19 protein-coding genes are annotated in these 24,518 nt (G+C 44.6%); all 19 read left to right on the top strand.

The window, feature by feature from the left end; genetic code table 11:
• Positions 1 to 12: 12 nt before the first annotated feature.
• The 19 genes from frr (at position 13) to NWQ57_RS03230 (ending at position 24,492) form a co-directional block, all read left to right on the top strand.
• Positions 13 to 570 carry a ribosome recycling factor gene (gene frr, locus NWQ57_RS03320; protein ID WP_306020622.1) on the top strand — a complete coding sequence of 186 codons (558 nt, stop codon included), beginning with the start codon at positions 13 to 15 and terminating at the stop codon, positions 568 to 570.
• A gap of 18 nt (positions 571 to 588) precedes the next feature.
• The gene (gene uppS, locus NWQ57_RS03315; protein ID WP_306020621.1) at positions 589 to 1,332 is read left to right on the top strand and encodes a polyprenyl diphosphate synthase; all 744 of its coding nucleotides are present in this window, start codon (positions 589 to 591) and stop codon (positions 1,330 to 1,332) included.
• Positions 1,333 to 1,355: 23 nt separating this feature from the next.
• Positions 1,356 to 2,219, top strand: a complete 864-nt coding sequence (locus tag NWQ57_RS03310) for a phosphatidate cytidylyltransferase (protein WP_306020619.1) — start codon at positions 1,356 to 1,358, stop codon at positions 2,217 to 2,219.
• A complete protein-coding gene (gene ispC, locus NWQ57_RS03305) occupies positions 2,219 to 3,433 on the top strand; it encodes a 1-deoxy-D-xylulose-5-phosphate reductoisomerase (RefSeq protein ID WP_306020618.1) in 1,215 nt (404 codons plus the stop codon). The genes NWQ57_RS03310 and ispC overlap by 1 nt, the downstream gene beginning before the upstream one ends.
• The gene (gene rseP, locus NWQ57_RS03300) at positions 3,426 to 4,778 is read left to right on the top strand and encodes a sigma E protease regulator RseP (protein ID WP_306020617.1); all 1,353 of its coding nucleotides are present in this window, start codon (positions 3,426 to 3,428) and stop codon (positions 4,776 to 4,778) included. Before ispC ends, rseP begins: the two co-directional genes overlap by 8 nt.
• Positions 4,779 to 4,838: 60 nt before the next feature.
• Entirely contained in the window at positions 4,839 to 7,316 is a 2,478-nt protein-coding gene (gene bamA, locus NWQ57_RS03295) for an outer membrane protein assembly factor BamA (protein ID WP_306020616.1), read from the top strand.
• Between the two features lie 49 nt (positions 7,317 to 7,365).
• A complete protein-coding gene (locus NWQ57_RS03290; protein ID WP_306020615.1) occupies positions 7,366 to 7,881 on the top strand; it encodes an OmpH family outer membrane protein in 516 nt (171 codons plus the stop codon).
• 26 nt (positions 7,882 to 7,907) lie between these two features.
• Positions 7,908 to 8,942 carry a UDP-3-O-(3-hydroxymyristoyl)glucosamine N-acyltransferase gene (gene lpxD, locus NWQ57_RS03285; RefSeq protein ID WP_306020612.1) on the top strand — a complete coding sequence of 345 codons (1,035 nt, stop codon included), beginning with the start codon at positions 7,908 to 7,910 and terminating at the stop codon, positions 8,940 to 8,942.
• Between the two features lie 31 nt (positions 8,943 to 8,973).
• Entirely contained in the window at positions 8,974 to 9,420 is a 447-nt protein-coding gene (fabZ, locus tag NWQ57_RS03280) for a 3-hydroxyacyl-ACP dehydratase FabZ (RefSeq protein WP_306020611.1), read from the top strand.
• 2 nt (positions 9,421 to 9,422) lie between these two features.
• A complete protein-coding gene (gene lpxA / locus NWQ57_RS03275; protein WP_306020674.1) occupies positions 9,423 to 10,190 on the top strand; it encodes an acyl-ACP--UDP-N-acetylglucosamine O-acyltransferase in 768 nt (255 codons plus the stop codon).
• A 3-nt stretch (positions 10,191 to 10,193) separates the two neighbouring features.
• A complete protein-coding gene (gene lpxB, locus NWQ57_RS03270) occupies positions 10,194 to 11,345 on the top strand; it encodes a lipid-A-disaccharide synthase (RefSeq protein ID WP_306020610.1) in 1,152 nt (383 codons plus the stop codon).
• Positions 11,346 to 11,939 carry a ribonuclease HII gene (gene rnhB, locus NWQ57_RS03265; RefSeq protein WP_306020609.1) on the top strand — a complete coding sequence of 198 codons (594 nt, stop codon included), beginning with the start codon at positions 11,346 to 11,348 and terminating at the stop codon, positions 11,937 to 11,939.
• Positions 11,940 to 11,993: 54 nt separating this feature from the next.
• Positions 11,994 to 15,413, top strand: a complete 3,420-nt coding sequence (gene dnaE, locus NWQ57_RS03260; protein WP_372340881.1) for a DNA polymerase III subunit alpha — start codon at positions 11,994 to 11,996, stop codon at positions 15,411 to 15,413.
• Between the two features lie 44 nt (positions 15,414 to 15,457).
• Positions 15,458 to 16,414: an acetyl-CoA carboxylase carboxyl transferase subunit alpha gene (accA, locus tag NWQ57_RS03255; protein WP_306020607.1), complete on the top strand. Its 957-nt coding sequence runs from the start codon at positions 15,458 to 15,460 to the stop codon at positions 16,412 to 16,414.
• An 84-nt stretch (positions 16,415 to 16,498) separates the two neighbouring features.
• The gene (gene tilS, locus NWQ57_RS03250; RefSeq protein WP_306020606.1) at positions 16,499 to 17,875 is read left to right on the top strand and encodes a tRNA lysidine(34) synthetase TilS; all 1,377 of its coding nucleotides are present in this window, start codon (positions 16,499 to 16,501) and stop codon (positions 17,873 to 17,875) included.
• 228 nt (positions 17,876 to 18,103) lie between these two features.
• Positions 18,104 to 19,057: a DnaJ C-terminal domain-containing protein gene (locus tag NWQ57_RS03245; protein WP_306020605.1), complete on the top strand. Its 954-nt coding sequence runs from the start codon at positions 18,104 to 18,106 to the stop codon at positions 19,055 to 19,057.
• Between the two features lie 2 nt (positions 19,058 to 19,059).
• The gene (locus tag NWQ57_RS03240; protein ID WP_306020604.1) at positions 19,060 to 19,386 is read left to right on the top strand and encodes a chaperone modulator CbpM; all 327 of its coding nucleotides are present in this window, start codon (positions 19,060 to 19,062) and stop codon (positions 19,384 to 19,386) included.
• 154 nt (positions 19,387 to 19,540) lie between these two features.
• On the top strand, positions 19,541 to 20,824 hold the full coding sequence (sbcD, locus tag NWQ57_RS03235; RefSeq protein WP_306020603.1) for an exonuclease subunit SbcD: 1,284 nt from the start codon (positions 19,541 to 19,543) through the stop codon (positions 20,822 to 20,824).
• Positions 20,821 to 24,492, top strand: a complete 3,672-nt coding sequence (locus tag NWQ57_RS03230; protein ID WP_306020601.1) for an AAA family ATPase — start codon at positions 20,821 to 20,823, stop codon at positions 24,490 to 24,492. Before sbcD ends, NWQ57_RS03230 begins: the two co-directional genes overlap by 4 nt.
• Positions 24,493 to 24,518: the final 26 nt, after the last annotated feature.

The following is a 24,518-nucleotide window of genomic DNA, read 5'->3' as shown; positions in this document are numbered from 1 at the left end:
AGGAAAATTATCGTGATTGATGACATTAATGATGATGCGCGTGAGCGCATGGAAAAAAGTATCAGTGCCCTGCGTAGCCAATTATCAAAAATTCGCACTGGCAGAGCGCATCCGGGACTACTAGATAGCATCATGGTGCCGTATTATGGCACGCCAACGCCCATCAGACAGTTAGCAAACATTATTGCAGAAGATTCTCGCACGCTAGCGCTGACTGTATTTGATAAAAGTGCGGCTACAGCGGTTGAAAAAGCCATTATGCAATCAGATTTGGGTTTAAACCCGATGAGTGCTGGCTCAGTGATGCGCATTCCCATGCCTGCTTTGACAGAGCAACGTCGTAAAGACTTAATTAAAATCGTTCGTGCTGAAGCCGAAAGTGGACGTGTAGCCATCCGCAGCATTCGTCGTGATGCGAACAACGATATTAAAGAGTTGCTTAAAGAAAAAGAAATTGGTGAAGACGATGCGCGCCGCGGCGAAGAGTCTGTGCAAAAAACCACAGATACTTATATCAAGCAAATCGATGAAATTCTTGCTCAAAAAGAGCATGAGCTAATGGAAGTCTAAACTGGTGTTAGAAAATTAATGGAAATGGATAGTCAAATTACAGCCCCAATTATGCCAAAACACGTGGCCATTATCATGGATGGTAATGGGCGCTGGGCCAAACAAAAAGGTAAGATCCGTACATTTGGCCATAAGGCTGGTGTTGATGCGGTTAAGGCTTCAGTGTCGTTTGCAATTAAAAATAACATTGATGCCCTTACCTTGTTTGCGTTTAGCAGTGAAAATTGGAGCCGGCCGGTAGAAGAAGTTAGCGTCTTAATGGAGTTGTTCAAATTAGTTTTAAGCAGCGAAGTTAAAAAGCTACATAAAAACAAGGTCAGACTAAGAGTAATTGGTGATACCAGCCGATTTGATGCAAAGTTAATCGAAAAAATAACAAAAGCAGAAACATTGACGGCGAATAATACTGGTTTGACTCTGAACATTGCCGCGAATTACGGTGGAAAGTGGGATATAGTCAACGCCGCGAAAGCATTGTGTCGACAAGTTGAAGATGGAACACTGGCAGTAGATGACATTTCTGAAGCGCATTTCCATTCGTTTACTTGTGCCAATGACTTACCCGAAGTGGATTTATTAATTCGCACAGGTGGAGAGCAACGCATCAGTAACTTTTTATTATGGCAGCTGGCTTATGCTGAGCTGTATTTTACTGATGAATATTGGCCTGATTTCAGTGAAGAAGTATTTCTTCAGGCCGTAACAAATTTTTCTGAGCGTCAACGTCGATTTGGAATGACGGGCGAACAAGTCAGTAGCTAAACGCTCAGTTTGGATAAAATAACGTGTTAAAACAACGTATTATTACAGCTTTGATCTTGGCGCCTATGGCGCTATTTGCCATTTTGTTCTTGCCTCTTTTGGGCTTTGAGTTATTGATTGCTTTGGTCGTCGGCTTAGGTGCTTGGGAATGGTCAAGCATGTCTGGCATGACGCGCTTTGGGACTAAATTTGCTTACGCTGCAGTCATAGTTGCAGCGTGTTTGTTTTTGAGTTGGTTACTTCCCACTCATATGATTTGGTATCAAGGTCAATTAAATCATCTTTATCAATATATTCTGTCAGTGGCTTCTGCTTGGTGGCTAATCTCATTATTGATGATCATTTTATATCCTAAGTTCAGCTCCATTTGGCATACCAGTAAAATATTGCGAGCCATTTTTGGTTTATTGACATTGATCCCGACTTGGGTTGCGGTGGTGACTCTGCGTACTAGCTTGTATGAAGTTGATCCCTTTTATGGTGCATCGCTAATTTTTTATGTCCTTGGTATCGTGTGGGCCGCTGATATTGGTGCATTTTTTGTGGGTGTTAAATTTGGTAAACATAAATTGCGTCCTAATGTGTCGCCGGGTAAGACCATTGAAGGTTTGATGGGAGGCATTTTTGCATCCTCAGCCATTATTGCCTTTGCAGCACTGCATTATCATGTTGATCCCTCTCGTATTTGGCTTCACGTACTTGTAGGCGCATTAACGGTTGGTGTGTCAGCGCTAGGAGACTTAAACGAAAGTATGTTTAAACGCTGCGCAGGTTTAAAAGACAGCGGTACCTTATTGCCCGGTCATGGCGGTATTATGGACAGAATCGATAGCTTAACTGCTGCTTTCCCCGTCTTCGCTTTTTGTTATGTGTTGTGGATGGCTTAATGCAATCGATTTGTATACTGGGTTCAACTGGTTCTATTGGTCAAAGTACTATTGATGTCGTGCTGAGGCATCCAGACAAATACCAAGTTTTTGCCCTTACGGCGAATAAAAATATTCGTTTATTAGTGCAGCAAGCAGCGCTATGCAATCCACAATATATTGCCTTGGCTGATGAAAAATACTTCGCAGCAACGCAAGAGCTCATTAAGCAACATGGCTTGGCCTGCGAGGTCCTGTGTGGAGAACGCGCCATTTTAGAGCTTGCTGCTCACAATGAAGTTGATGTTGTTATGGCTGCTATCGTAGGTGCAGCAGGCTTGCTGCCCACTATGGCTGGTGTAAACGCAGGCAAGAAGGTGTTATTGGCCAATAAAGAAGCCCTAGTGATGTCTGGTGACTTGTTTATTCAGGCCGCCAATCGTTCAAAAGCTCAGTTGTTGCCTATCGACAGTGAACACAATGCCATATTTCAATGTTTGCCACGTGATTTTGTCTACGGCGATTTAGCGGCCAGTGGTATGAGTAAAATATTACTGACCGGCTCAGGTGGACCGTTTTTAAACACACCTATAGAGCAATTATGTTCGATGACGCCTCAGCAGGCCTGTGCTCATCCTAATTGGGATATGGGTCGCAAAATATCAGTAGACTCTGCCACTATGATGAACAAAGGCTTGGAGTTTATTGAAGCCCGTTGGCTGTTCGGTTTGCAAAGCGATGATATTGAAGTGGTATTACACCCGCAGAGTATTATTCATTCGATGGTGCAGTATTGTGATGGTTCAGTGTTGGCGCAAATGGGAAACCCTGACATGCGTACCCCCATTGCACACGCTTTAGCCTATCCTAAGCGGATTGAATCAGGCGTTGCACCGCTAAACTTTATGCAACTTGCTAATTTTAGTTTTTGCGCGCCCGATTTTGCGCGCTATCCAAATTTAAAATTAGCAATTGACGCCAGTAATGCAGGTCAAAGCGCAACAACAGTATTAAATGCAGCCAATGAAAGTGCCGTAGAAGCTTTTTTGCAGGAGCAGATTGGTTTTACACAAATAGCACGGGTTAACGATGCCTGTTTGCAAGCGATTCCACGCCAAGATGTGACAGATATCAACAGCATCATTGCAATCGATAATCTAGCCCGGCGACACGCTGCCACCGTCATTGCTCAAATAGCAGGCAATAGCCAAAAAGTGAGCGCCAGTCATGCTTGATCTTATCCATAATATTCTCTCTTTTATTCTGGCAATTGGTATTTTGGTTGCTGTGCATGAATGGGGGCACTTTTGGGTAGCGCGGCGCTGTGGCGTGAAAGTCTTACGTTTCTCGATTGGTTTTGGCAAGGCCTTGTGGCGACGTACAGACAAACTAGGCACCGAATACGTTATTGCAGCTATTCCTCTGGGTGGTTACGTCAAAATGCTTGACGAAAGGGTTGATGAGGTTTCAAGTGCGGATTTACCTTATGCCTTTAATCAGCAAAATGTGTGGAAGAAAATTGCCATCATTGCCGCAGGTCCCTTAGTCAATTTTATTTTTGCCGTCTTCGCCTTATACGTAATGTTTTTGATTGGTGTACCTACAAGCAAAGCAATGATCGGCGAAATAGTGCCCGATACCATTGTCAGTCAGAGTGCTATTTCAGCGAATTCTACCGTTACCGCCGTTGGTGCGCGTAATACTCGAAATTGGGAAGAAGTGAATTTTGAGCTGATGTCGTATATCGGCAGAGATACGATTGACATTACGTGGCAGCCCAAGGGACAACAATTTGAGAAAACGACCACCCTAAACATCAAAAATTGGCAGTTTGACCCTGATAAAAGTTCGGCGGTCAGTAGTTTAGGTTTTACGGTTTTCCGTCCTGAGATACTGCCGGTATTGGGCCAAGTGGTCGAAAATTCAGCGGCAGAACGCATTGGTTTGCAGGTAGGAGACAAAATTCTGCAGTTCGATGGAACTACTATGCAAAATTGGGAACAAATAGTGGGTTATGTTTCCAAACGTCCCGGCCAAACAATTGAAATTGAAATTGAGCGAGCGGGCCAGTTAGTTAAGTTAGTAGGCTTAGTCGGCGATAAAACAGATAACGGCGTCACACGTGGTTACATGGGCTTCACTCCTACGTTGGGTGATTGGCCAGAGGGTGTTTTGTTTGACTATCAATACGGTTTCATTGATGGGATAGGCAAGGCACTTGATAGAACATGGCGTTTGATGACCTTAAGTGTCGAAATGCTAGGAAAACTGATAACAGGGGATGTATCAGTCAAAAATTTGAGTGGGCCTATTGCCATTGCTCAAGGCGCAGGAATGAGCGCCAGTTCCGGATTAGTCTACTTTTTAAGCTTTTTAGCATTAATTAGTGTCAATTTAGGAATTATAAACCTTTTACCTCTACCAGTGCTTGATGGTGGCCACTTACTCTATTATTTTATAGAGCTAGTTAGCGGTCGCCCGGTACCTGAGTCTGTGCAGGAAATTGGCTTTAAAATTGGCGGCGTTATTTTGCTGCTGTTAATGAGCATCGCGATTGTAAATGATATAACGCGTTTGTAGTTTTTATCGACCGATTTGGTCATGCGCAAATTGTTGTGCGTTTAGGAAGAATATTAATAAATGAAGTTTAAACAGTTAGTTGTTGCCGGATTGATTCTTTCCATTACTAGCTTTGCTAATGCGGCTGCCAAGAGTGAATTTGTTGTTCAAGATATCAAAATCGAGGGTTTGCAAAGGGTTGCATTGGGTGCGGCATTAACCTATCTGCCGGTTAAAGTTGGTGATGAAATGAATAGCTTTCGGATTAGCCAGCTTATCCGCGCGTTGTATTCTTCTACTCACTTTGAAAGTATTCAGATCCTACGTGACGGCGATACATTGTTAGTGCGCGTCAAAGAACGCCCAACCATCAGTAGCATTATCTTCGATGGTAACGATGACATAAAAGATGAGCAGTTGCAGGAGAGTTTAGACGGTAGCAACATCAAAATCGGTGAGCCTCTTGATAAGACTGTTTTAACCTCAATCGAAAATGGCTTGAAAGACTTTTATTACAGTATCGGTAAATATAACGCCGATGTCAGTGCGATCATCACGCCCTTACCGCGCAACCGCGTTGATGTAAAGCTGCTGTTTGAAGAAGGTGATGCAGCTAAAATTCAACAAATTAACATTGTGGGCAATGAAAAATTCGCTGACAAAGAGTTATTAGATCAAGTTGAATTGCAATTCGATACGCCGTGGTGGGATTTCATGTCTGAAACCCGTTACCAAAAACAAAAGTTATCTGGCGATATGGAAACGATAACCAGTTACTACAAAGACCGCGGTTATTTGCGCTTTAATATTGATTCAACCCAAGTATCAATGACCCCAGAGAAAAGTGGTATCTACATTACCTTAAACGTTGATGAAGGTGAGCAATATACGATTTCTGATGTAGAACTGATTGGTGATTTACTTGGCCATGAAGAATACATTAAGTTGGTCTTACCCCTTACTAAAGGCGAATTGTATAACCAAGCAGAAGTGACCTACACCGAAGAATTTATTAGTAAGTACCTAGGCCGTTATGGTTATGCCTACCCAACCGTGACCACCATTCCTGATATTAATGAAGAAGATAAAACGGTGAAGTTGGTTTTATCAGTGGATCCAGGTAAACGAATTTATGTTCGCCGCATTAATTTTGAAGGCAACGTAAGCACTGCTGACGAAGTATTACGTCAATCCGTGACACAAATGGAAGGCTCGTGGTTGTCTAATGCAACGTTAGAGTCGTCAAAAAACAGTTTATCCCGACTGACCTATATGGAAAAAGTGGACTTTGAAACGATCCGTTTGCCTGGTGAAGACGACAAAGTTGATGTCAACTTTGACGTAAAAGAGCAAGCATCAGGTTCGTTTAACGCCGGTATTGGTTACGGTGATAGAACCAAGTTGAGCTTACAAGCGGGTATTCAACAAGATAACTTTTTGGGTACTGGTAAGCGTATCGCTTTCAACGTGAGCACGGTTTCATACCAAAAGAGTGTACAACTTTCATATACTGACCCTTATTTCACCATAGATGGTATCAGCTTAGGTGGTACGATTGCTTACAGTGAGTTTGATGGTAGTTCAGCAAACTTAATCCAATATAATAGTAAGCAATATTCTATTGGCGCCAATGTGGGCTACCCAATTGATGAGTTTAACCGGATTAATTTTGGTTTGACCTACAGTAGCGTTGAGCTATTCCAAAATACGCCTTACGTACAAACTACCCGTTTTAACAACCAGTTTGTTGATCCTAACGACCCTGACGCAGCCATTAATTACGATAGTTATTTAGCGTCGGTGGCGTGGTTGCGTTCAACCCTTAACCGCGGTGTATTTCCTACCGCTGGTTCGTCGCAACGTGCTTCCTTTAGTATTACGACGCCAAACTCTGACGTAAATTATTTTAAAACTGAGCTTGATACAAAGTGGTATTTCCCTTTGTCGCGTAATCAGCGCTGGTCTTTCTTAGCACGCTTTAAAGCGGGTTACGGAAATGGCTATGGCACAACCAATGGCATAGACCAAATTTTACCTTTCACTCAGCATTTCACCGCAGGTGGTAGCGATACCTTGCGCGGTTTTGAAAATAATACTGTCGGACCGCGTGGTATACAGCTTTCACCTAGCTTAGTGTTGACCGATCCAAATGGTGTTCCTATCTATTCTGGTACTGAGAATGACTCAATTACCATTTCTACTCGTTCACTAGGCGGCAACGCAATGGCATTGGGCGGCTTGGAGTTAATTGTGCCAACCCCGTTTGTTGAAGCAGATTTTGACAATTCAGTGCGCAGTAGTATCTTCCTAGACGTAGGTAATGTGTGGGATACTGAATTTGATTACGATAAGTACAAAGATTTGACTATCAATAAAAGCTTTAACAACGATGATTTGCTTGATTACAGTGATCCAACTCTTTATAGAGCTTCCTATGGACTATCTGTACAATGGCTGTCGCCCATGGGACCAATGGTGTTCAGTTTTTCTAGAGCATTAAAAGAGCGTGAAGGGGATGATATTAAGTTTTTCTCTTTCAACATAGGTCAAACATTTTAATAACTTGATTGGCAAGAAAGCCAGTTTTTCATAGAAGTAGGAGTTTGTTTTGAATAAATTCAGTAAAAGTTTAATTGCCAGCGCGTTGTTCGCAACTGCAATGGCCAGTACAACCGTTATGGCAGAACAGAAAATCGGTGCAGTCAATGTACAGGGTATTTTTCAATCTATGCCTCAAGCTGCCACTATTCAGCAGACTATTGCGGCTGAGTTTAAAGACAAAACGGAAGAAGTGAGCCGTTTAGAGAAAGATATTAAATATTATCTTGAAAAAAATCAGCGTGATGCGGCAACTATGAGCGCAAAAGAGAAAAAAGAACTAGAAGATAAAATTCTTGCTCTGCGTGAAGAATACACAAACAAAGCTCAACCATTACAGCAAGAGATTCAAAACCGTTTAAAAGACGAGCAGAACAAATTGTTAGGTCTAATTAAACAAGGTATTGACGTCGTTGCAGCGAAAGAAAAATACGATGTCATTTTAAACGCTAATGCTGTGGCTTTCATTAATCCTGACCACGACATTTCTAAATCGGTTCTAGAACAAGTTTCTAAAGTTAATTAAACCTCTGAGGTTTAAGCAAGGTTCCCTTGATTAATGCCATTAGTTTAAAAGATATTGCTTCAGCTATCGGTGCGCAACTGCACCTAGCTGAAGGTGATAGCGAAAATTCCCTTATACATTCAATTTCTACCTTAGCCAAAGCAGGCGATGGTCAGATTTCATTTTTAGCCAATAGCAAGTATCGTAGTCAGTTAGCTAGTACTTCTGCGCAAGCGGTGATTATTGGCGCAGATGAACAAGCCCATTGCCTACGTACAGCGCTAGTGATGCCCAACCCTTACGTAGGGTTTGCAAAAGTAGCACAGTTGTTGGATACCACACCGGCATCGGCTCATGATATATCGCCACGTGCTGTCATCGACCCTACAGCGGTGCTCGGCACCAACGTGAAAGTGGGTGCCAATGCTGTTATCGAACGCGGTGTAAAACTTGGTGCCAACGTCGAGATTGGTGCTGGTTGTTTTGTAGGTCAAGACAGTATAATAGGCGCCAATACTAAGTTGTGGGCCAATGTGACGATCTACCATCGTGTCACCCTTGGCCAAGACTGCTTAGTTCAAGCCAATACCGTGATTGGTAGTGATGGTTTTGGTTATGCCAATGAAAAAGGCAAATGGATCAAAATTCCACAACTCGGGCGAGTCATAGTCGGAGACCGAGTAGAAATCGGTGCAAGTACCACAATCGACCGTGGCGCACTCGATGATACAATTTTGCATGACGGTGTGATCATTGATAATCAATGTCAAATCGCGCATAACGTGGTAATTGGTGAAAATACCGCAATCGCTGGCTGCACCGTTGTGGCGGGTAGCACGACGATCGGTCGCAATTGCAGTATTGCTGGCTTAGTGGGTATTAATGGTCATATCGATATTTGTGATGGTGTGTTTATCACCGGCATGAGTATGATCACTAAAAGTATTACTGTTGCTGGGGTGTATTCTTCAGGAATGCCTGCAGTACCAAACAAAGATTGGCGTAAAAATATGGTTGCACTGAAAAATATTGATAATCTCAATCAGCGCATCAAAACTTTGGAAAAGTTACAAACTAAATAAAGTTTGGTTTAGTAGTGTGAGGAGAGGCCTTTTGGCAAATGAATTACAAACGATTGAGATAGAAGAGATATTGAGTCTTTTACCTCATAGGTATCCGTTTTTGTTAGTGGATCGCGTCACCGATTACAAGCTTAATGATTCGATCAGCGCTTACAAAAACATCACCTTCAATGAGCCATGCTTTACTGGGCATTTTCCTGGCAAACCTATTTTTCCAGGTGTGTTAATTCTAGAGGCCTTGGCACAAGCTGCCGGCATCTTAGGATTTAAAACAGCAGGCAACTCAGACGATTTATATCTGTATGCTGGCATAGATAAAGCGCGTTTCAAGCGTCCTGTGGTGCCAGGAGATAGAATGGATATGGACGTTAAGTTGAAAAAAGAACGTCGTGGTATTTGGATGTTTCATGGTATTGCAAGCGTTAATGGTAACGTCGCATGCGAAGCCGAATTTATGTGTGCCATGCGGAAAATGTAATCGTGATCCATTCTACTGCAATAATCCATCCTAAAGCTGAACTTGGTAATAATGTTAGCGTTGGTCCGTACTGCGTTATAGATGAAAACGTAAGCATAGGTGATAACACTAAGTTTGAATCTCATGTCGTAGTAAAGGGTAAAACCACTATCGGCAGTAATAATCATTTTTACCAGTTTGGTTCTATTGGTGAAGACTGCCAAGACAAAAAGTACAAAGGTGAGGTAACCGAGTTAATTATTGGTAACAATAATGTCTTTCGGGAAGGCGTAACCGCCCATCGTGGTACAGTGCAAGACAAAGGCATTACTCGAATTGGCAGTCATAATTTATTTATGACTAATTCCCATATCGCTCACGATTGCATCATTGGTGATAACAGTATTCTGGCTTCACTGTGCACCTTGGCTGGCCATGTGACGGTCGGAGATTGGGTAATCCTTGGTGGTATGACTGCGGTTCATCAGTTTTGTCATGTTGGCTCTCATAGTTTTATTGCGGGTGGCGCCATTGTTTTACGTGACATCGTACCTTACACCATGATTGGCCAAGACAACGCTCCACACGGAATCAACTCTGAAGGTTTACGTCGAAGAGGGTTTTCTGCTGACACCATTTTGCAAATTAAGCGCGCTTACAAGATCATTTATCGAAATGGTAACAGAGCCGAAGAAGCGGTGAGCTTAATTCGAGAATCATCGCAAGACACCCCTGAAGTGTTGCTTTTAGCGGATTTCATTGAGCAATCTGTTCGAGGTATTGTACGCTAAATCATGCGACACAAACCCCTAAGAATTGGTATTGTCGCCGGTGAAACATCCGGCGACATTCTTGCATCTGGCCTAATAAAACAAATTAAAACGATTCATCCTAATGCGCATTTTGTGGGCATTGCTGGGCCGAAGATGCTTGGTCTAGGCTGCGAGTCCTTGTTTGACATGGAAGAATTGTCGGTCATGGGCTTGGTTGAAGTGTTGTCTCGCATTCGCCGATTATTGTTTGTGCGAAAATCACTGCTGCACTATTTTATAACACATCCGGTGGATGTTTTTATTGGGGTTGATGCGCCAGATTTTAACTTAGGCTTAGAGCTGAAATTGAAACGTCAGGGTATCCCAACGGTTCACTATGTCAGTCCCACTGTCTGGGCGTGGCGTGAAAAACGTATTTTTAAAATAGCCAAAGCCACCAATCTGGTACTCAGTATTTTTCCCTTCGAAAAAGCGGTGTACAGCAAACACGCTATTCCCTGTGAATTTGTGGGTCATACCCTTGCTGACGATATCCCGTTAGAGCCGGATAAATCAGCCGCCCGTAAAGCCTTAAATCTGAGTCCTAGCGACACGGTCTTGGCAGTGTTGCCAGGCAGCCGGCAAAGCGAAGTAGCGACGTTGTTGGATATTTTTATGCAAAGTGCTGAAATACTAACCGAAGCCAAACCTGGTCTTAAAATACTTATTCCGGTAGTCAATCGTCAGCGAAAAATTCAAGTTGAAACCTACTTTGCCAACCGAGCAAATTATGTCGATTATCGCATTGTGATTGGCCACTCAAGGCAGGTGATGATTGCCTCTGACGCAGTATTGCTCGCTTCAGGCACTGCAACCTTAGAAGCCATGTTATGCAAACGGCCTATGGTCGCTGCTTATCGCTTAAACAAACTTACTCATCAAATGATGAAGTGGATGTATAAAGCTAAATATTTTACTTTGCCCAATATACTGGCCGATGAAAAGATCATTCCTGAATTGTTGCAAGAAGACGTTAATGCGCAAACCATCAGTGAACTGCTGCTGCCAATGCTGACTGATGAGCGCGTCCAGCAACAGTTGATCAAGCGCTTTACTGAGCTGCACTTACTTTTAAAGAAAAACGCTGATGTACAAGCTGCCGATGCGGTACTGACCCTAATAGAGGCCAAATAAATGCATCAATTACTTGCTGGCGTTGACGAAGTCGGTCGTGGGCCACTGATTGGCGATGTGGTCACCGCAGCCGTGATTCTTGACCCCAATAAGCCCATAAGCGGTTTAGCAGACTCTAAAAAATTGTCTGAGAAAAAACGCGAAGCCCTTGCCAAAATTATCTATCGTGATGCTTTATGTTGGTCTATTGGTCGTGCTACTCCTCAAGAAATTGACGAGATAAATATTTTACAGGCGACAATGTTAGCCATGACCCGCGCAGTACAAGGTTTGAGTATTCAACCACAGCACGTCATGGTAGACGGGAATCGGTGCCCCAAATGGTCATATTCCAGCGAGGCGATTGTAAAAGGAGACGGGCTAATTGCTGAGATTTCAGCAGCGTCTATTATTGCTAAAGTGGTTCGTGACCATGAAATGCTCACCCTAGATAGTCAATACCCAGAGTATGGGTTTGCCAAACATAAAGGCTATCCAACGCCGCTACATTTAGCTAAATTACGTGAACTAGGGCCCTTGTCCCTTCATCGAATGAGTTTTAAACCAGTGCAGCTTGCTTTAGCTGCACGTGATGGCCAATTGGCAGGAAATTAAATGGCAGAATCGCCGGTAAACTTTGTGCACCTAAGAGTGCACAGTGATTATTCTATGATGGACGGCTTAAATAAAATTAAGCCCATCATAGCGAATATTAAAAAGCTAGACATGCCCGCGGTGGCCATTACCGACCAAATGAACATGTGCGGCTTAGTTAAATTTTATAGTGCCGCGCATGCAAGTGGAATTAAGCCTATTGTTGGGGCTGACTTTTGGGTACAAAGTACCGAGTTAGAAAACACCCTGTTTCGCTTAACCATCTTAGCCATGGATAATGATGGCTATAAAAATGTCACCTTATTAATTTCTAAGGCCTATTTACGAGGCTCAGTACAAGACAAAGCAGTCATTGACCAAGAGTGGTTAGTCGAGCACGCAAAAGGGCTTATTATCCTTTCAGGCGGGCGCAACGGCGATTTAGGTTTAACCTTGACCAAAGGTAATCTTGATGCCGCAAAACGCATCACCGAGTTTTATCAACAACACTTCTATGACCGTTTCTACCTTGAATTAACTCGCACAGGTCGCCTTGGTGAAGAAGACTACATTCACCGTGCGGTAGAGTGGTCTGTTACTCATGACTTACCTGTCGTGGCCACTAATGAAGTATGCTTTATTGAAGAAAAAGGTTTCGCTGCTCATGAGATCAGAGTCGCTATTCATGACGGCTTTACCCTCAACGACCCCCGTCGTCCAAAACTTTATAGCGAACAACAATACTTACGTTCCAGCGAAGAAATGCTCGAACTGTTTGCTGATATTCCAGAAGCCATCGAAAACACCGTAGAAATTGCTAAGCGTTGTAACGTTACAATTACATTGGGCGAGTATTTCTTACCGCAATTTCCCACCGGCGGTTTAACCGACTCCGAATACTTGGTTAAAGTATCCAAAGAAGGACTAGAGAAACGTCTTGAGTTTCTTTTTCCTGATGAGCAAGTACGCCTAGAGCGTCGCCCTGAATATGATGAACGTTTGCAAATTGAGATGGACGTAATCAACCAAATGGGCTTTCCAGGTTACTTCCTCATCGTCATGGAATTTATTCAATGGAGTAAAGATAACGGTATTCCTGTTGGACCTGGACGAGGGTCGGGTGCGGGCTCATTGGTGGCCTATGCACAAGGCATTACTGATCTTGATCCCTTAGAATTTGACCTACTATTCGAACGTTTCCTTAACCCGGAACGGGTCTCCATGCCTGACTTTGATGTCGATTTTTGCATGGACAGACGCGATGAAGTTATCGAACACGTCGCAGAACTTTATGGACGCCAAGCGGTATCGCAGATTATAACCTTCGGTACGATGGCGGCAAAAGCGGTGGTGCGTGATGTAGGGCGGGTACTCGGTCATCCTTACGGTTTTAACGATCGTATTTCAAAACTGATCCCTCCGACACCGGGTATGACCCTTGAAAAAGCCTTTGCTGAAGAGCCTCGTTTACCTGAACTATACAATGAAGATGAAGACGTAAAAGAGCTCATCGACATGTGTCGCATACTAGAAGGCGTGACTCGTAACGCCGGAAAACATGCCGGTGGTGTGGTTATCGCCCCGACCCAAATTACTGATTTTGCGCCCTTATATTGTGATGATGAAGGTAAAAACCCTGTCACCCAGTTTGATAAAAATGACGTTGAATATGCCGGTTTGGTTAAGTTTGACTTCTTGGGTTTACGCACGCTAACCATTATTCAATGGGCCATCGACATGATAGCCAGTGGGCGGGGTATCAAGGTTGATATATCCGCCATTCCCTTGGTTGACGCCAAATGCTTTAAAGTATTGCAAAACGCAGAAACCACCGCGGTATTCCAACTAGAATCTCGCGGTATGAAAGAGCTAATTAAACGGCTTCGTCCTGATACCTTCGAAGATATTATCGCGTTAGTGGCCTTATTTCGTCCCGGCCCATTGCAATCAGGCATGGTAGATAACTTTATCGATCGTAAACACGGCCGTGAAGCGATTTCGTATCCTGATGCGCAATACCAACACGAGTGCTTAAAAGAAATACTCGAGCCAACCTACGGTATTATTTTATACCAAGAACAGGTTATGCAAATTGCTCAGGTCATGTCAGGTTACAGCCTTGGCGGCGCCGATTTATTACGCCGAGCAATGGGCAAGAAAAACGCTGACGAAATGGCCAAACAGCGTGAATCATTCGAAACAGGCGCAAAAAATAACAATATTGACCCCGACCTTGCGATCAAAATATTCGATTTGGTTGAAAAGTTTGCCGGCTATGGTTTTAACAAATCGCACTCGGCTGCTTACGCCTTGGTGTCGTATCAAACCTTATGGTTGAAAACTCACTATCCCGCAGAGTTTATGGCAGCGGTTATGTCAGCTGATATGGACAATACCGACAAAATCGTCACCTTAGTTGACGAATGCCAGCGCATGGGGATTGAGATTTTGCCGCCTGACTTAAACGCCGGTAAATACAAATTCACCGTGGATGAACAAGGCCGTATTGTTTACGGTATTGGCGCCATTAAAGGGGTCGGTGAGGGACCAATAGAAGCCATTATTGCCGCTCGCGAAAAACACCAAAAGTTTTCTGACTTGTTCGACTTTTGTGCCAAAGTCGATATCAAAAAAATCAATAAACGGGTACTCGAAAAATTAGTAAACGCTGGAGCCTTTGATAATTTAGGCCCTCATCGAGCGTCTATTATGGCGACCTTACCTGATGCATTAGCGGCCGCAGACCAGCACGCAAAGGCTGAGTCGTATGGTCAATCTGATATGTTCGGCTTGCTCACCACTGAGCCTGAGTTAGTTAAACAAGCCTTTGTTGATGTACCAAAGTGGCCCGAAAAAGTCTGGCTGGATGGCGAAAAAGAAGCCTTGGGTTTGTACCTGACCGGCCACCCCATCAACCAATACCTTGCTGAGATGAAACACTATGCGCCAACACGCCTAGTTGATCTAAAACCCACAAACAAAGATCAAACCTCCTATGCTGTTGGTTTAGTGCTAAGTGTTAGGGTGATGACAAATAAACGTGGAAAACGCTGGGCATTGGTGACTTTAGATGACAAAAGCGCCCGAATTGATGTACGCTTTTTCCCTGAAATGTACGAACAATACGAAAGTTTGCTGCAAACTGACAAAATATTAGTCATTAGTGGACAGGTCAGCTTTGATGAATTCTCTGGGGGCAATACAATACAGGCCCGCGATGCGATGGATATAGTACAAGCCCGTGAGAAAAACGCGAAGGCAGTACAAATTCATTTGGAATCAAGCTGGTGCAATCCTGCGAGTCTCGCTAAACTGCAAACTATATTGACGCCTTATCAAGGTGGCAGCTGTCCGGTGCTAGTGCACTATCGCCATCCAGATGCAGAGGCAAATTTAGCGTTTGGCGCACAGTGGTATATAACCCCTGAAGATGAATTATTATATGACTTACAGCAGTATCTGGGCGCGGCTCAGGTTGATCTCGTCTTTCATTGAGTCGGCATTAACAATAGACTGTAAGCAAAACAATTAGGTGTGTAATGAGTGTAAATTTCTTAGAATTTGAAAAGCCCATCGCCATTTTAGAGGCAAAAATTGAAGAGTTGCGACTGGTCAATCAGGGTGGTGAATTTGACGTAGGTATCGAGGAAGAAATCACCAAACTTCGTGAGAAATGTGCGGAGCAAAGTAAAAAAATCTTTGCTGACTTAGGCGCTTGGCAAGTATCCCAATTAGCACGTCATCCGATGCGCCCTTATACTTTCGACTACGTGGCGAGAATGTTCACTGAGTTTGAAGAATTAGCCGGTGATAGAGCCTTTGCTGATGATAAAGCGATTGTGGGTGGTTTGGCTAAATTGGATGGTCGTCCGATTATGGTTATAGGCCATCAAAAAGGCCGTGATACTAAAGAAAAGATCCGCCGTAACTTTGGTATGCCAAAACCTGAAGGTTACCGCAAAGCTTTACGTTTGATGAGAATGGCAGAGCGGTTTAATTTGCCTATCATTACTTTTATCGACACGCCAGGAGCCTATCCGGGTGTTGGAGCAGAAGAGCGCGGCCAAAGTGAAGCGATTGCCATGAACCTTAAAGTCATGGCGGGTCTGAAAGTACCGATTATTTGTACCGTTATCGGTGAGGGAGGGTCTGGTGGTGCCTTAGCTATCGGTGTGGGCGACAGAGTAAACATGTTGCAATACAGCACCTATTCGGTCATTTCACCAGAAGGTTGCGCCTCGATTTTGTGGAAAAGTGCTGAAAAAGCACCGCTTGCCGCAGAAGCAATGGGGGTAAGCGCCAAACAAATTAAAGAGCTAGGGTTAATTAATCATATTGTCGAAGAGCCTCTTGGCGGTGCACATCGCGACCACGACAGTATGGCTGCTAATTTAAAAGCAACCCTTAAGCAACAATTAGCGCAATTGTCTAGCCTATCTAATGAAGAGTTATTAGAGCAACGTTACGAGCGTTTAATGTCCTTTGGTTATTGTTAAACGCCCATAGATTCACTACGAGCCACTGCTGGCATGCCAAGCAGTGGCTTTGTGCTTTTTATAGGCCTCAACTATTAATGGTTTATGCAACTCATCCACACGCTTCAACAGCAGCTTAGTGCCTTAGCACTTAGACCAGAGCAAGGCTTAGTTCTAGCTTATAGTGGCGGTGTTGATTCGCACGTTTTGTTGCATTTAATGTGTGCCTTACGGGACGCTGGCGACATTAATAATCCACTTAGTGCTATTCATATTCATCATGGTCTGAGCCAACACGCCGATGATTGGCTAAGGCATTGTCAACAAGTGTGCTTAGACTTAGCGCTGCCGTTTAGTGCAGCAAAAGTGACCTTGGCGCAGGGCACGGGTGAAAGCCTAGAAGCATTAGCAAGAACCGCGCGTTACACTAAGTTGTATGAGTTAGCGCCGGTAAATAGTGTGATTTTACTCGCTCAACATCAAGATGATCAGCTCGAAACCTTTCTGTTACAGCTAAAACGGGGAGCGGGGCCAAAAGGCTTGGCCGCTATGGCTTCCTACAGCAGTAAAACCCTGCCGGGTACTGATAAAGTCGTGCATCTGGCAAGGCCGTTATTAAGCGTGTCGCAGCATCAAATTGTCGCTTACGCCACCCAGCATAAGCTAGATTGGGTAGAAGATGAGTCGAATCAAAATACCAACTTTGAACGAAATTTTTTGCGTCATCAGATCCTTCCCAGTTTAGTGCACAAATGGCCTGAAATTGCCAAAACCGTTTCTCGCAGTGCCGCTTTGTGCGCCGAGCAGCAATCGCTACTTGAAGAAGTGAGTAAACAAAAACTACAAGAGATCCGCCGGTCAAATACCACCTTGAGTCTTGCGGCTTTAAAGCAAGTAAGCAATGGTTGGTTGGTGCAAATTGTTCGGCAGTGGCTGCATCAGCTGGAAATCCAAAGCCCTTCACAGGCCATTTTACAAAAGATAAAACACGAGGTGATCGATGCAAAGGCCGACGCCAATCCCATTCTTCAGTGGGGTAACTGGCAGTTTAGGCGTTTTGCTGATGAACTTCATCTTGTTCCGCTGACCTCAGATATTTTGCCCCACACCCTAGTGTGGCAAGAGCAAAACCACCTATCTTTACCCAGCCCTTTAGGCGCCTTAGTGAGTACACGTCACGCCTATGCCCAAAGTTCGGACTGTCATTTATTGATTGCGCCAGATTTAGGCGAAATTAAACTGCAATTTGGCGGTTATTCGCAGCGCTTCACGCCCCAAGGCAGTCAACATTCTAAACCCCTCAAACAGTGGTACAAAGAATGGCAAATACCACCATGGCAACGAGATAAAATTGCCCTTGTGAAGCAAAATGATGTACCACTGGCATTGTTGATTGAGGGTAAGTGGCGTTTGTCTCACAGGGCATTGACTGAATCGCCTACCCACTCAGTCATCGCCTTGCACTATAAATCGCACAGTTAAAAAATCACCCCAATTGAAGGCATTTTCTGAGCAAAAGCCCTGCATGCTAAACGCGAATGGGGCGCCTCAGCTAAAACAAATAGCCGCATACGCTTATTTCAACATTGGCCTAGCGAATAGGCTAGACTGCTAGAGTTGATTAAGATCAAGCTACTGACACCAGTCACGCCGTATCATGAAGAACAGCAAACGGCATACCACCCATCATGTTGCGTTTTAGAGGCGAGAATGAATTTCAAAGATTACTACAGCGTATTAGGTATTGAGCCACAAGCAGATGATAAAGCCGTCAAGGTGGCCTATAAAAAGCTCGCACGGCAATATCATCCAGATGTCAGTAAACACCCTGATGCAGAGGCCAAATTTAAAGAAATTGGTGAAGCTTATGAGGTACTCCATAACGCCAAAGACCGCGCCCAATATGATGAATTACGCAGGCAACATCTACATCGCTCCCGCAGCGGACAAAGCGCTCATGGGGGACAGGGCAACTACCAACACAGTGATCCGCAAACCGAACAAGATTTTACTGATTTTATTAATTCAATATTTGGTGCAAGACACGCAGGCTCCGAGCATGGCAGGCAGCATCGTGGTGGCTCAACCCGTCGTCAAAAAGGCCAAGATATTGAACTTGAATTTGCCATGTTTTTGGAAGAAACCTTAACCGATACCACCAAACCCGTTGACTTTAGCTTAAAGCAACAAGATGCCAGTGGTCGCATTACCGAGCAGCCTAAGTCGCTGAAAGTTAAAATTCCGGCCGGCGTAGCCAACGGTGAACGAATTCGTCTTAAAGGGCAGGGGGGGCCGGGCACCACAAAAGCTGACAATGGTGATTTGTATTTGCAGATCCGTTTTGTGCCTCATCCTCTTTTTGATGTAGACGGGCAAAACCTCAGTATCGTGGTACCCATTGCACCTTGGGAAGCTGTGCTGGGCACCAAGCTCAAATTGCCCACCTTAACAGGCCAAATTCAACTTAATATTCCTGCAAATAGTCAGTCAGGACAACGTTTACGTATCAAAGGTAAAGGTTTGCTAAATAAAAAACAGCAAGGCGATTTGTATGCTGTTCTCAAAGTGGTTGTACCTAGCTCAAGTAATGATGCCAGTAAAACCTTATGGGCTGAATTAGCTGAAAAAACTCAGTTTGACCCTCGCGCTACGTGGAGTAAATAAACATGTTGCAAATTACGATTTCAGAACAAGACAGCTGTGTCAGTAGTGAAGAACTGTGTGCCTCTAGCGATATTGACCTGCATCTATTATACGAATTGGTCGAGCACAATATAGCTAATCCCATGCAGCAAGGGCCAGAACCTAGCCAATGGCAATTCAGCGTGGCAAGTGTCTTAACGGTAAAAAAAGCCGCAAGAATTAAGCGTGATCTCGCGCTCGATTGGGAGGGCATTGCGTTGATCTTAGACTTACTAGACGACAGAGAAAGCCTTGAGCATGAGGTAATAACCTTAAAGCAACAACTCAATCGGTTTAAGCACGCCAGTTAAGGCTTTGTTGGCAAGTTGACGCAAAGCCAAGGCGTAAAAATTATTTTTTTACTGCCAAGCGAACAAGCGATAGTGTAATGTAAGATTTTTGATTGGTAACAAGCAGTTAGCTTGTTATTTAGACATTGTATTGCTTACCTTCTGGATCGCAGGCATGAAGCTACTCCATACCTCTGACTGGCACCTAGGTCAGAGTTTTTTTACCAAAAGTCGTAAAGACGAACATCAAGCATTTATTCACTGGTTGTTAGAGCAAGTCGAGCAGCAACAAATAGACGCTGTCATCATTGCGGGTGATATCTTTGATACCGGCACCCCGCCCAGTTATGCCCGCGAAATCTATAATCAGTTTGTGGTGGACTTACAGCGGCTTAATTGTGTGTTAGTGGTCTTAGGCGGTAACCATGACTCGGTGTCTACCTTGAATGAATCCAAGCAGATACTCGCGTGTTTAAATACCTTCGTGGTGGCCAGTACTGGCGTTGATAGTCATGAGCAGGTGTTTTGTATTCCCGATAAAAGTGGCAAGCCTGGTGCCATACTCTGCGCCGTGCCTTTTATTCGCGCTCGCGATGTACTGCAAAGCAGTGCGGGTGACACTGGGGTAGATAAACGCCAAGCCTTAGGTGATGCTATCAAGTTACATTACGCCACACTGTATCAACGGGCATTATTGCAACAACAAAGGCACCAACAGCAACATGGGGTCACACTGCCGATTATTGCAACTGGGCATTTAACTGCTCTGGGCGTGACGCAATCTGACAGTGTGCGCGACATCTACATCGGCACGTTAGATGGCTTTGCCGCTGATGGGTTTCCTCCTGCTGATTACATTGCTTTGGGCCATATTCACCGCCCGCAAGTCGTGGCCAAACAACAGCATATTCGATACAGCGGCTCGCCCATTCCTCTGAGCTTTGATGAACTCAGTACCCAAAAGCAAGTCATGTTGGTGGCGTTTAGCCAAATAAACCCTGTGCAGATAAGCGCCCTCGATGTGCCACGATTTCAAGCGATGCAAGTCATTAAGGGTGATTTATCCGCCATTGAGCAGGCTTTACAGCCCTTTAAAAGTAACGAATTTTTGACGTGGTTGTGCATAGAGGTAGAAACCCAAGATTATTTATCTGACTTACAGCAACGTATTCAAGCTCTGACAGAAGGCTTAAATGTTGAAGTATTGCAATTGCGCCGTAGCCGCAATAAACAGCGTCAGTTATTGAGTCAGCAGCACAGCGAAACCCTAGCAGAACTCAGCCCCCATGAGGTATTTGAATTACGCTTAAAAATGGAAAACTTCGAGGGTGACGAGCAACAAGCTAGGTTAGGGCGAGTACGAGAGCAATTTGAAATAATCTTGTCAGAGGCTCAACAAGGCTCTGTGTTAGAACCTAAGGTGAATGCAGTTGTGTCTGGCGAGGGTAAACCGCTATGAAGATCCTCAGCCTACGTTTAAAAAATCTTAACTCCCTAAAAGGCGAGTGGAAAATTGATTTCACTGAGTCACCTTTTGCTGATAATGGCTTGTTTGCTATTACTGGCCCAACCGGCGCAGGTAAAACCACGTTACTCGACGCTATCTGTTTGGCCCTTTATCACCAAACACCACGATTAGGGCAAATCACCCCCTCATCCAACGAACTGATGACTCGCGGCACCGCAGAGTGTTTAGCGGAAGTCGAGTTTGAAGTAAAAGGTAAGGCCTACCGCGCGTTTTGGAGCATGCGCCGTTCGCGGGGCAAGGTGGATGGCAACTTACAACAAGCCGATACTGAGCTCGCCGAGGTAGCCAGTGGCAAAGTAATCGCCAGTCAGATAAAACCCAAAATTGAAGAAGTAGAGCGCATCACCGGTTTAGATTTTGGTCGCTTTACTAAGTCCATGATGCTATCCCAAGGTGACTTTGCCGCCTTTTTAAATGCACAGGAAAGTGAGCGTGCTGAGCTACTTGAAGAGTTAACCGGTACCGATATTTATGGTTTGGTATCTATAAAGGTGCACGAGCATTACAGTCAGGCCAAGCAAACTCTCAAAGAGCTAAACGCCAAAGCCGAAGGCTTTCAATTATTAAGCAGCGAACAAAAACAGCAGCTTGAACTAGAACGTGGTCAGTGCCAGCAACAGCAGCAAAACCTAGAGCAGCAGCTTGCGCAGTGGCAACACCATCTTAGCTGGTGGGACAAAACGCATAGCGCCAAGCAACAGCAGCAACGTGCCTGCGAGCTGCAACAGCAAGCTCTCGAGGCCATTGCCATCGCTCAACCTGAGCTCGATAAATTGGCTAACAGCGAGCCCGCAGAACGCTTACGTACCCAATGGGAATTACGTAAAAGTATTAACAATGAGCTGGCTAAAATCAGCCAGCAACTCGTGCTTAAAAACCAAGATAAGGCCACTGCCTTTTTAACACTGAAACAGGCTGAACAGGCTTTAAAACAAAGTGTTGAGGCTTTGCAGCAAGCCAAACATGCTCAGCAACAACAAGAGCAGTTGATCACCGACAAAGTGCTGCCTCTAGACGGGGCGATTCAGTTACTGGCCAATAAACAGGCCGACAAACAAGTTGAGCTAAGTCGAGTTCGCCAGCAGCAACAGAGTATTACTCAGCAACAACAAAATACGCAAAGCAGTTTGCACCAGCTGGTAGAGCAGCAACAACAAGTGCAAAGCTACCTGACAGCACACCAAGCCGACAGTGCAGTGGCTGAGCATCTCAGTGCTTGGCAAATTCAAGTTGAACAATTACAGCGCGAGCAGCAATTACAGCACAAGCTTGAAGGCGAAACACAGCAACAAGAACAACAACTAAGCCTGCAAAACCAGCACATCATTGGGCTTAAAACACAGCTGGAGCAACTTGCCGCTGCGGTAAAGGTGCAACATTCGGCATGGCAAAAACAGCAGCACGAGCTTGAGCACCTAAATCAACAAGGAGATGTGGCCAAGCTTGAGCAGCAACAAAGCCAGATAAATGCCCTGTGGCCACAGTTTCATAAAACCCACGAACATCAGCGTCGTTATCTGCAGTTAAATAAAGAGCAGGTCATCAAGCAAGCTGATTTACAAACGCTGCAGGTCAATCATGGCGAATTAACTCAGCAGCGTAATGCCTTAGCCGAACAGTACAAACAGCAAAAACAAGTTGTTGAGGATTTACAGCGTTTAGTGTCGCAAGAAGAACAATTGGCGCAGTATCGCAGCATACTCAAAGACAACGATGAATGCCCCCTGTGCGGCGCCACAGAGCACCCTAAAGCGGCTACTAAAGCACTGAATTTGCCAGATACCTTACAGCGCTTACAGCATGCTCGTTTAGCCTTAGAAAAAGTCACTGAAGAGGGCACTCAAACCGGTCAGCAGCTTAAGTTTATTGCGCAACAGATTAAAGATGCCGAGCTCAGTATTCAAACCCACAGCGCACACATCGCAGAGTCAGCAAATATGTGGCTGAGCCTGACTCAGCACTTGGGTTTTGAGTGTGAGATAAGTGATCAAGCAGCGTTAGTGAGTTTTGAAAGTAAACTTAAACAAGAGTTTGCACAACTAGGGCTGCAACTACAAACTTTGCGGCAACTAGAAAAATCATTAACCCATAGCAAACAGCAGCTCGATGCAGCGCACAATGAACATGATAAAGCGCTGGGTGAGCTCAGATTATTAGAGCAAAACCAAGCCAATTTGCAAGCCAGTCAACACAAAAGCACCGAGCAGCTGAATGAGCTCAATACCACGATTAAAAAGAATCAGCAGGCGCTCAGTACGAACATTACGGCCCTAGGTTATGTATTGCCAGATACCAATTTGCTTGAGTGGCTTCACATTAAACGCCAAGACGCCGCTGCGTATCAGCAGCACGCCCAACAACATGATGAGCTAAGCAAAACCATTGCCAGCACCCAGCATGAATTTGCCAGTACTGAGAAACAGCTGCAAGACCTGCAGAGCCAACTTGCTGCAATGCAACAAGAGCTTGACGGCCTTGCACAACAAATAAGCGAGCAGCAAACGCAGCGTTTAGTCTTATTTGGTGATAAAGCGGTGCCACAAGCTCGGCAACAAGCGAGTGACTTAGTTAATCAAAACGAAACTCTTTATGGCCAGCAAAGTCAGCGGCACAAAGAGGCTGAACAGGCGTACAACAACCTAGTAAATACTATTGAGCACAACGAACAACGCCAAGGCGAGTTGCAACAACAGTTAGCGCAAGACGAGCAAAAATGGCAATTAGCCTTAGCACAAAGCCCTTTTGCTGAGCAGCTGAACTTTGAACAAGCCTTACTGCCTGAGCAAGAACGGACCCGCTTAAGTGAATTAAAACAAAAACTCGACCAAGAACAGCAACGAGCCAATACCTTGTTAGAGCAAGCGAATGAATATCTCAGCGTATTGCAAAAAGCTGAACACGCAGCAAGTTGGCAACAAGAATCGCCCGAGCAAGTGCAAAATCAGCTGCAACAAGGCCACAGCCAAAAAGACAAGCTGGTACAAAGACAAGGCGAACTCAACCAACAGTTACAGGCCGACCGTGAACAAGGCGAACGTCAGCGCGGGCTGTTTCAACATATCGAGCAACAGCAGCAACACTACGATGATGTCAGTTATTTGCACGCCTTAATAGGCTCAGCTAATGGTGATAAGTTCCGTCGTTTTGCTCAAGGCCTCACCCTTGATAACTTAGTCTATTTAGCCAACAAACAACTCGACCGTTTACATGGTCGTTACCTGTTAAAACGCAAAGACGAAGAAGGATTAGCGCTAAGCGTTATCGATACCTGGCAAGGTGACGTAGAGCGCGATACCAAAACGCTGTCGGGCGGTGAAAGCTTTTTAGTTAGCCTCGCGCTGGCCTTGGCCCTGTCTGATTTAGTCAGCCATAAAACCAGTATCGACTCACTGTTTTTAGACGAAGGCTTTGGCACCTTGGATACTGAGACTCTTGACTTGGCGCTGGATGCCTTAGATAACCTGAATGCCTCGGGTAAGATGATTGGGGTGATTAGTCATATTGAGGCGATGAAAGAACGCATACCGACGCAGCTTCGCGTGACGAAAAAGAGTGGCTTGGGGGTGAGTGAATTGGATAAGGGGTTTGCTGTGGTTTGAGATTTACGCTGCGCGTTAAGCACGCG

Origin of the sequence: Paraglaciecola sp., from assembly GCF_030730205.1 — a bacterium.
Taxonomy (GTDB): Bacteria; Pseudomonadota; Gammaproteobacteria; order Enterobacterales; family Alteromonadaceae; genus Paraglaciecola.
This window is presented reverse-complemented; position numbering and strand designations above follow the sequence as displayed.

Coding starts and splice junctions, on each gene's coding strand:
- uppS (WP_306020621.1), top strand. CDS start 589: ATGGAAATGGATAGTCAAATTACAGCCCCAATTATGCCAAAACACGTG.
- ispC (WP_306020618.1), top strand. CDS start 2,219: ATGCAATCGATTTGTATACTGGGTTCAACTGGTTCTATTGGTCAAAGT.
- rseP (WP_306020617.1), top strand. CDS start 3,426: ATGCTTGATCTTATCCATAATATTCTCTCTTTTATTCTGGCAATTGGT.
- bamA (WP_306020616.1), top strand. CDS start 4,839: ATGAAGTTTAAACAGTTAGTTGTTGCCGGATTGATTCTTTCCATTACT.
- lpxB (WP_306020610.1), top strand. CDS start 10,194: ATGCGACACAAACCCCTAAGAATTGGTATTGTCGCCGGTGAAACATCC.
- rnhB (WP_306020609.1), top strand. CDS start 11,346: ATGCATCAATTACTTGCTGGCGTTGACGAAGTCGGTCGTGGGCCACTG.
- dnaE (WP_372340881.1), top strand. CDS start 11,994: ATGATGGACGGCTTAAATAAAATTAAGCCCATCATAGCGAATATTAAA.
- accA (WP_306020607.1), top strand. CDS start 15,458: ATGAGTGTAAATTTCTTAGAATTTGAAAAGCCCATCGCCATTTTAGAG.
- tilS (WP_306020606.1), top strand. CDS start 16,499: ATGCAACTCATCCACACGCTTCAACAGCAGCTTAGTGCCTTAGCACTT.
- NWQ57_RS03245 (WP_306020605.1), top strand. CDS start 18,104: ATGAATTTCAAAGATTACTACAGCGTATTAGGTATTGAGCCACAAGCA.
- NWQ57_RS03240 (WP_306020604.1), top strand. CDS start 19,060: ATGTTGCAAATTACGATTTCAGAACAAGACAGCTGTGTCAGTAGTGAA.
- sbcD (WP_306020603.1), top strand. CDS start 19,541: ATGAAGCTACTCCATACCTCTGACTGGCACCTAGGTCAGAGTTTTTTT.
- NWQ57_RS03230 (WP_306020601.1), top strand. CDS start 20,821: ATGAAGATCCTCAGCCTACGTTTAAAAAATCTTAACTCCCTAAAAGGC.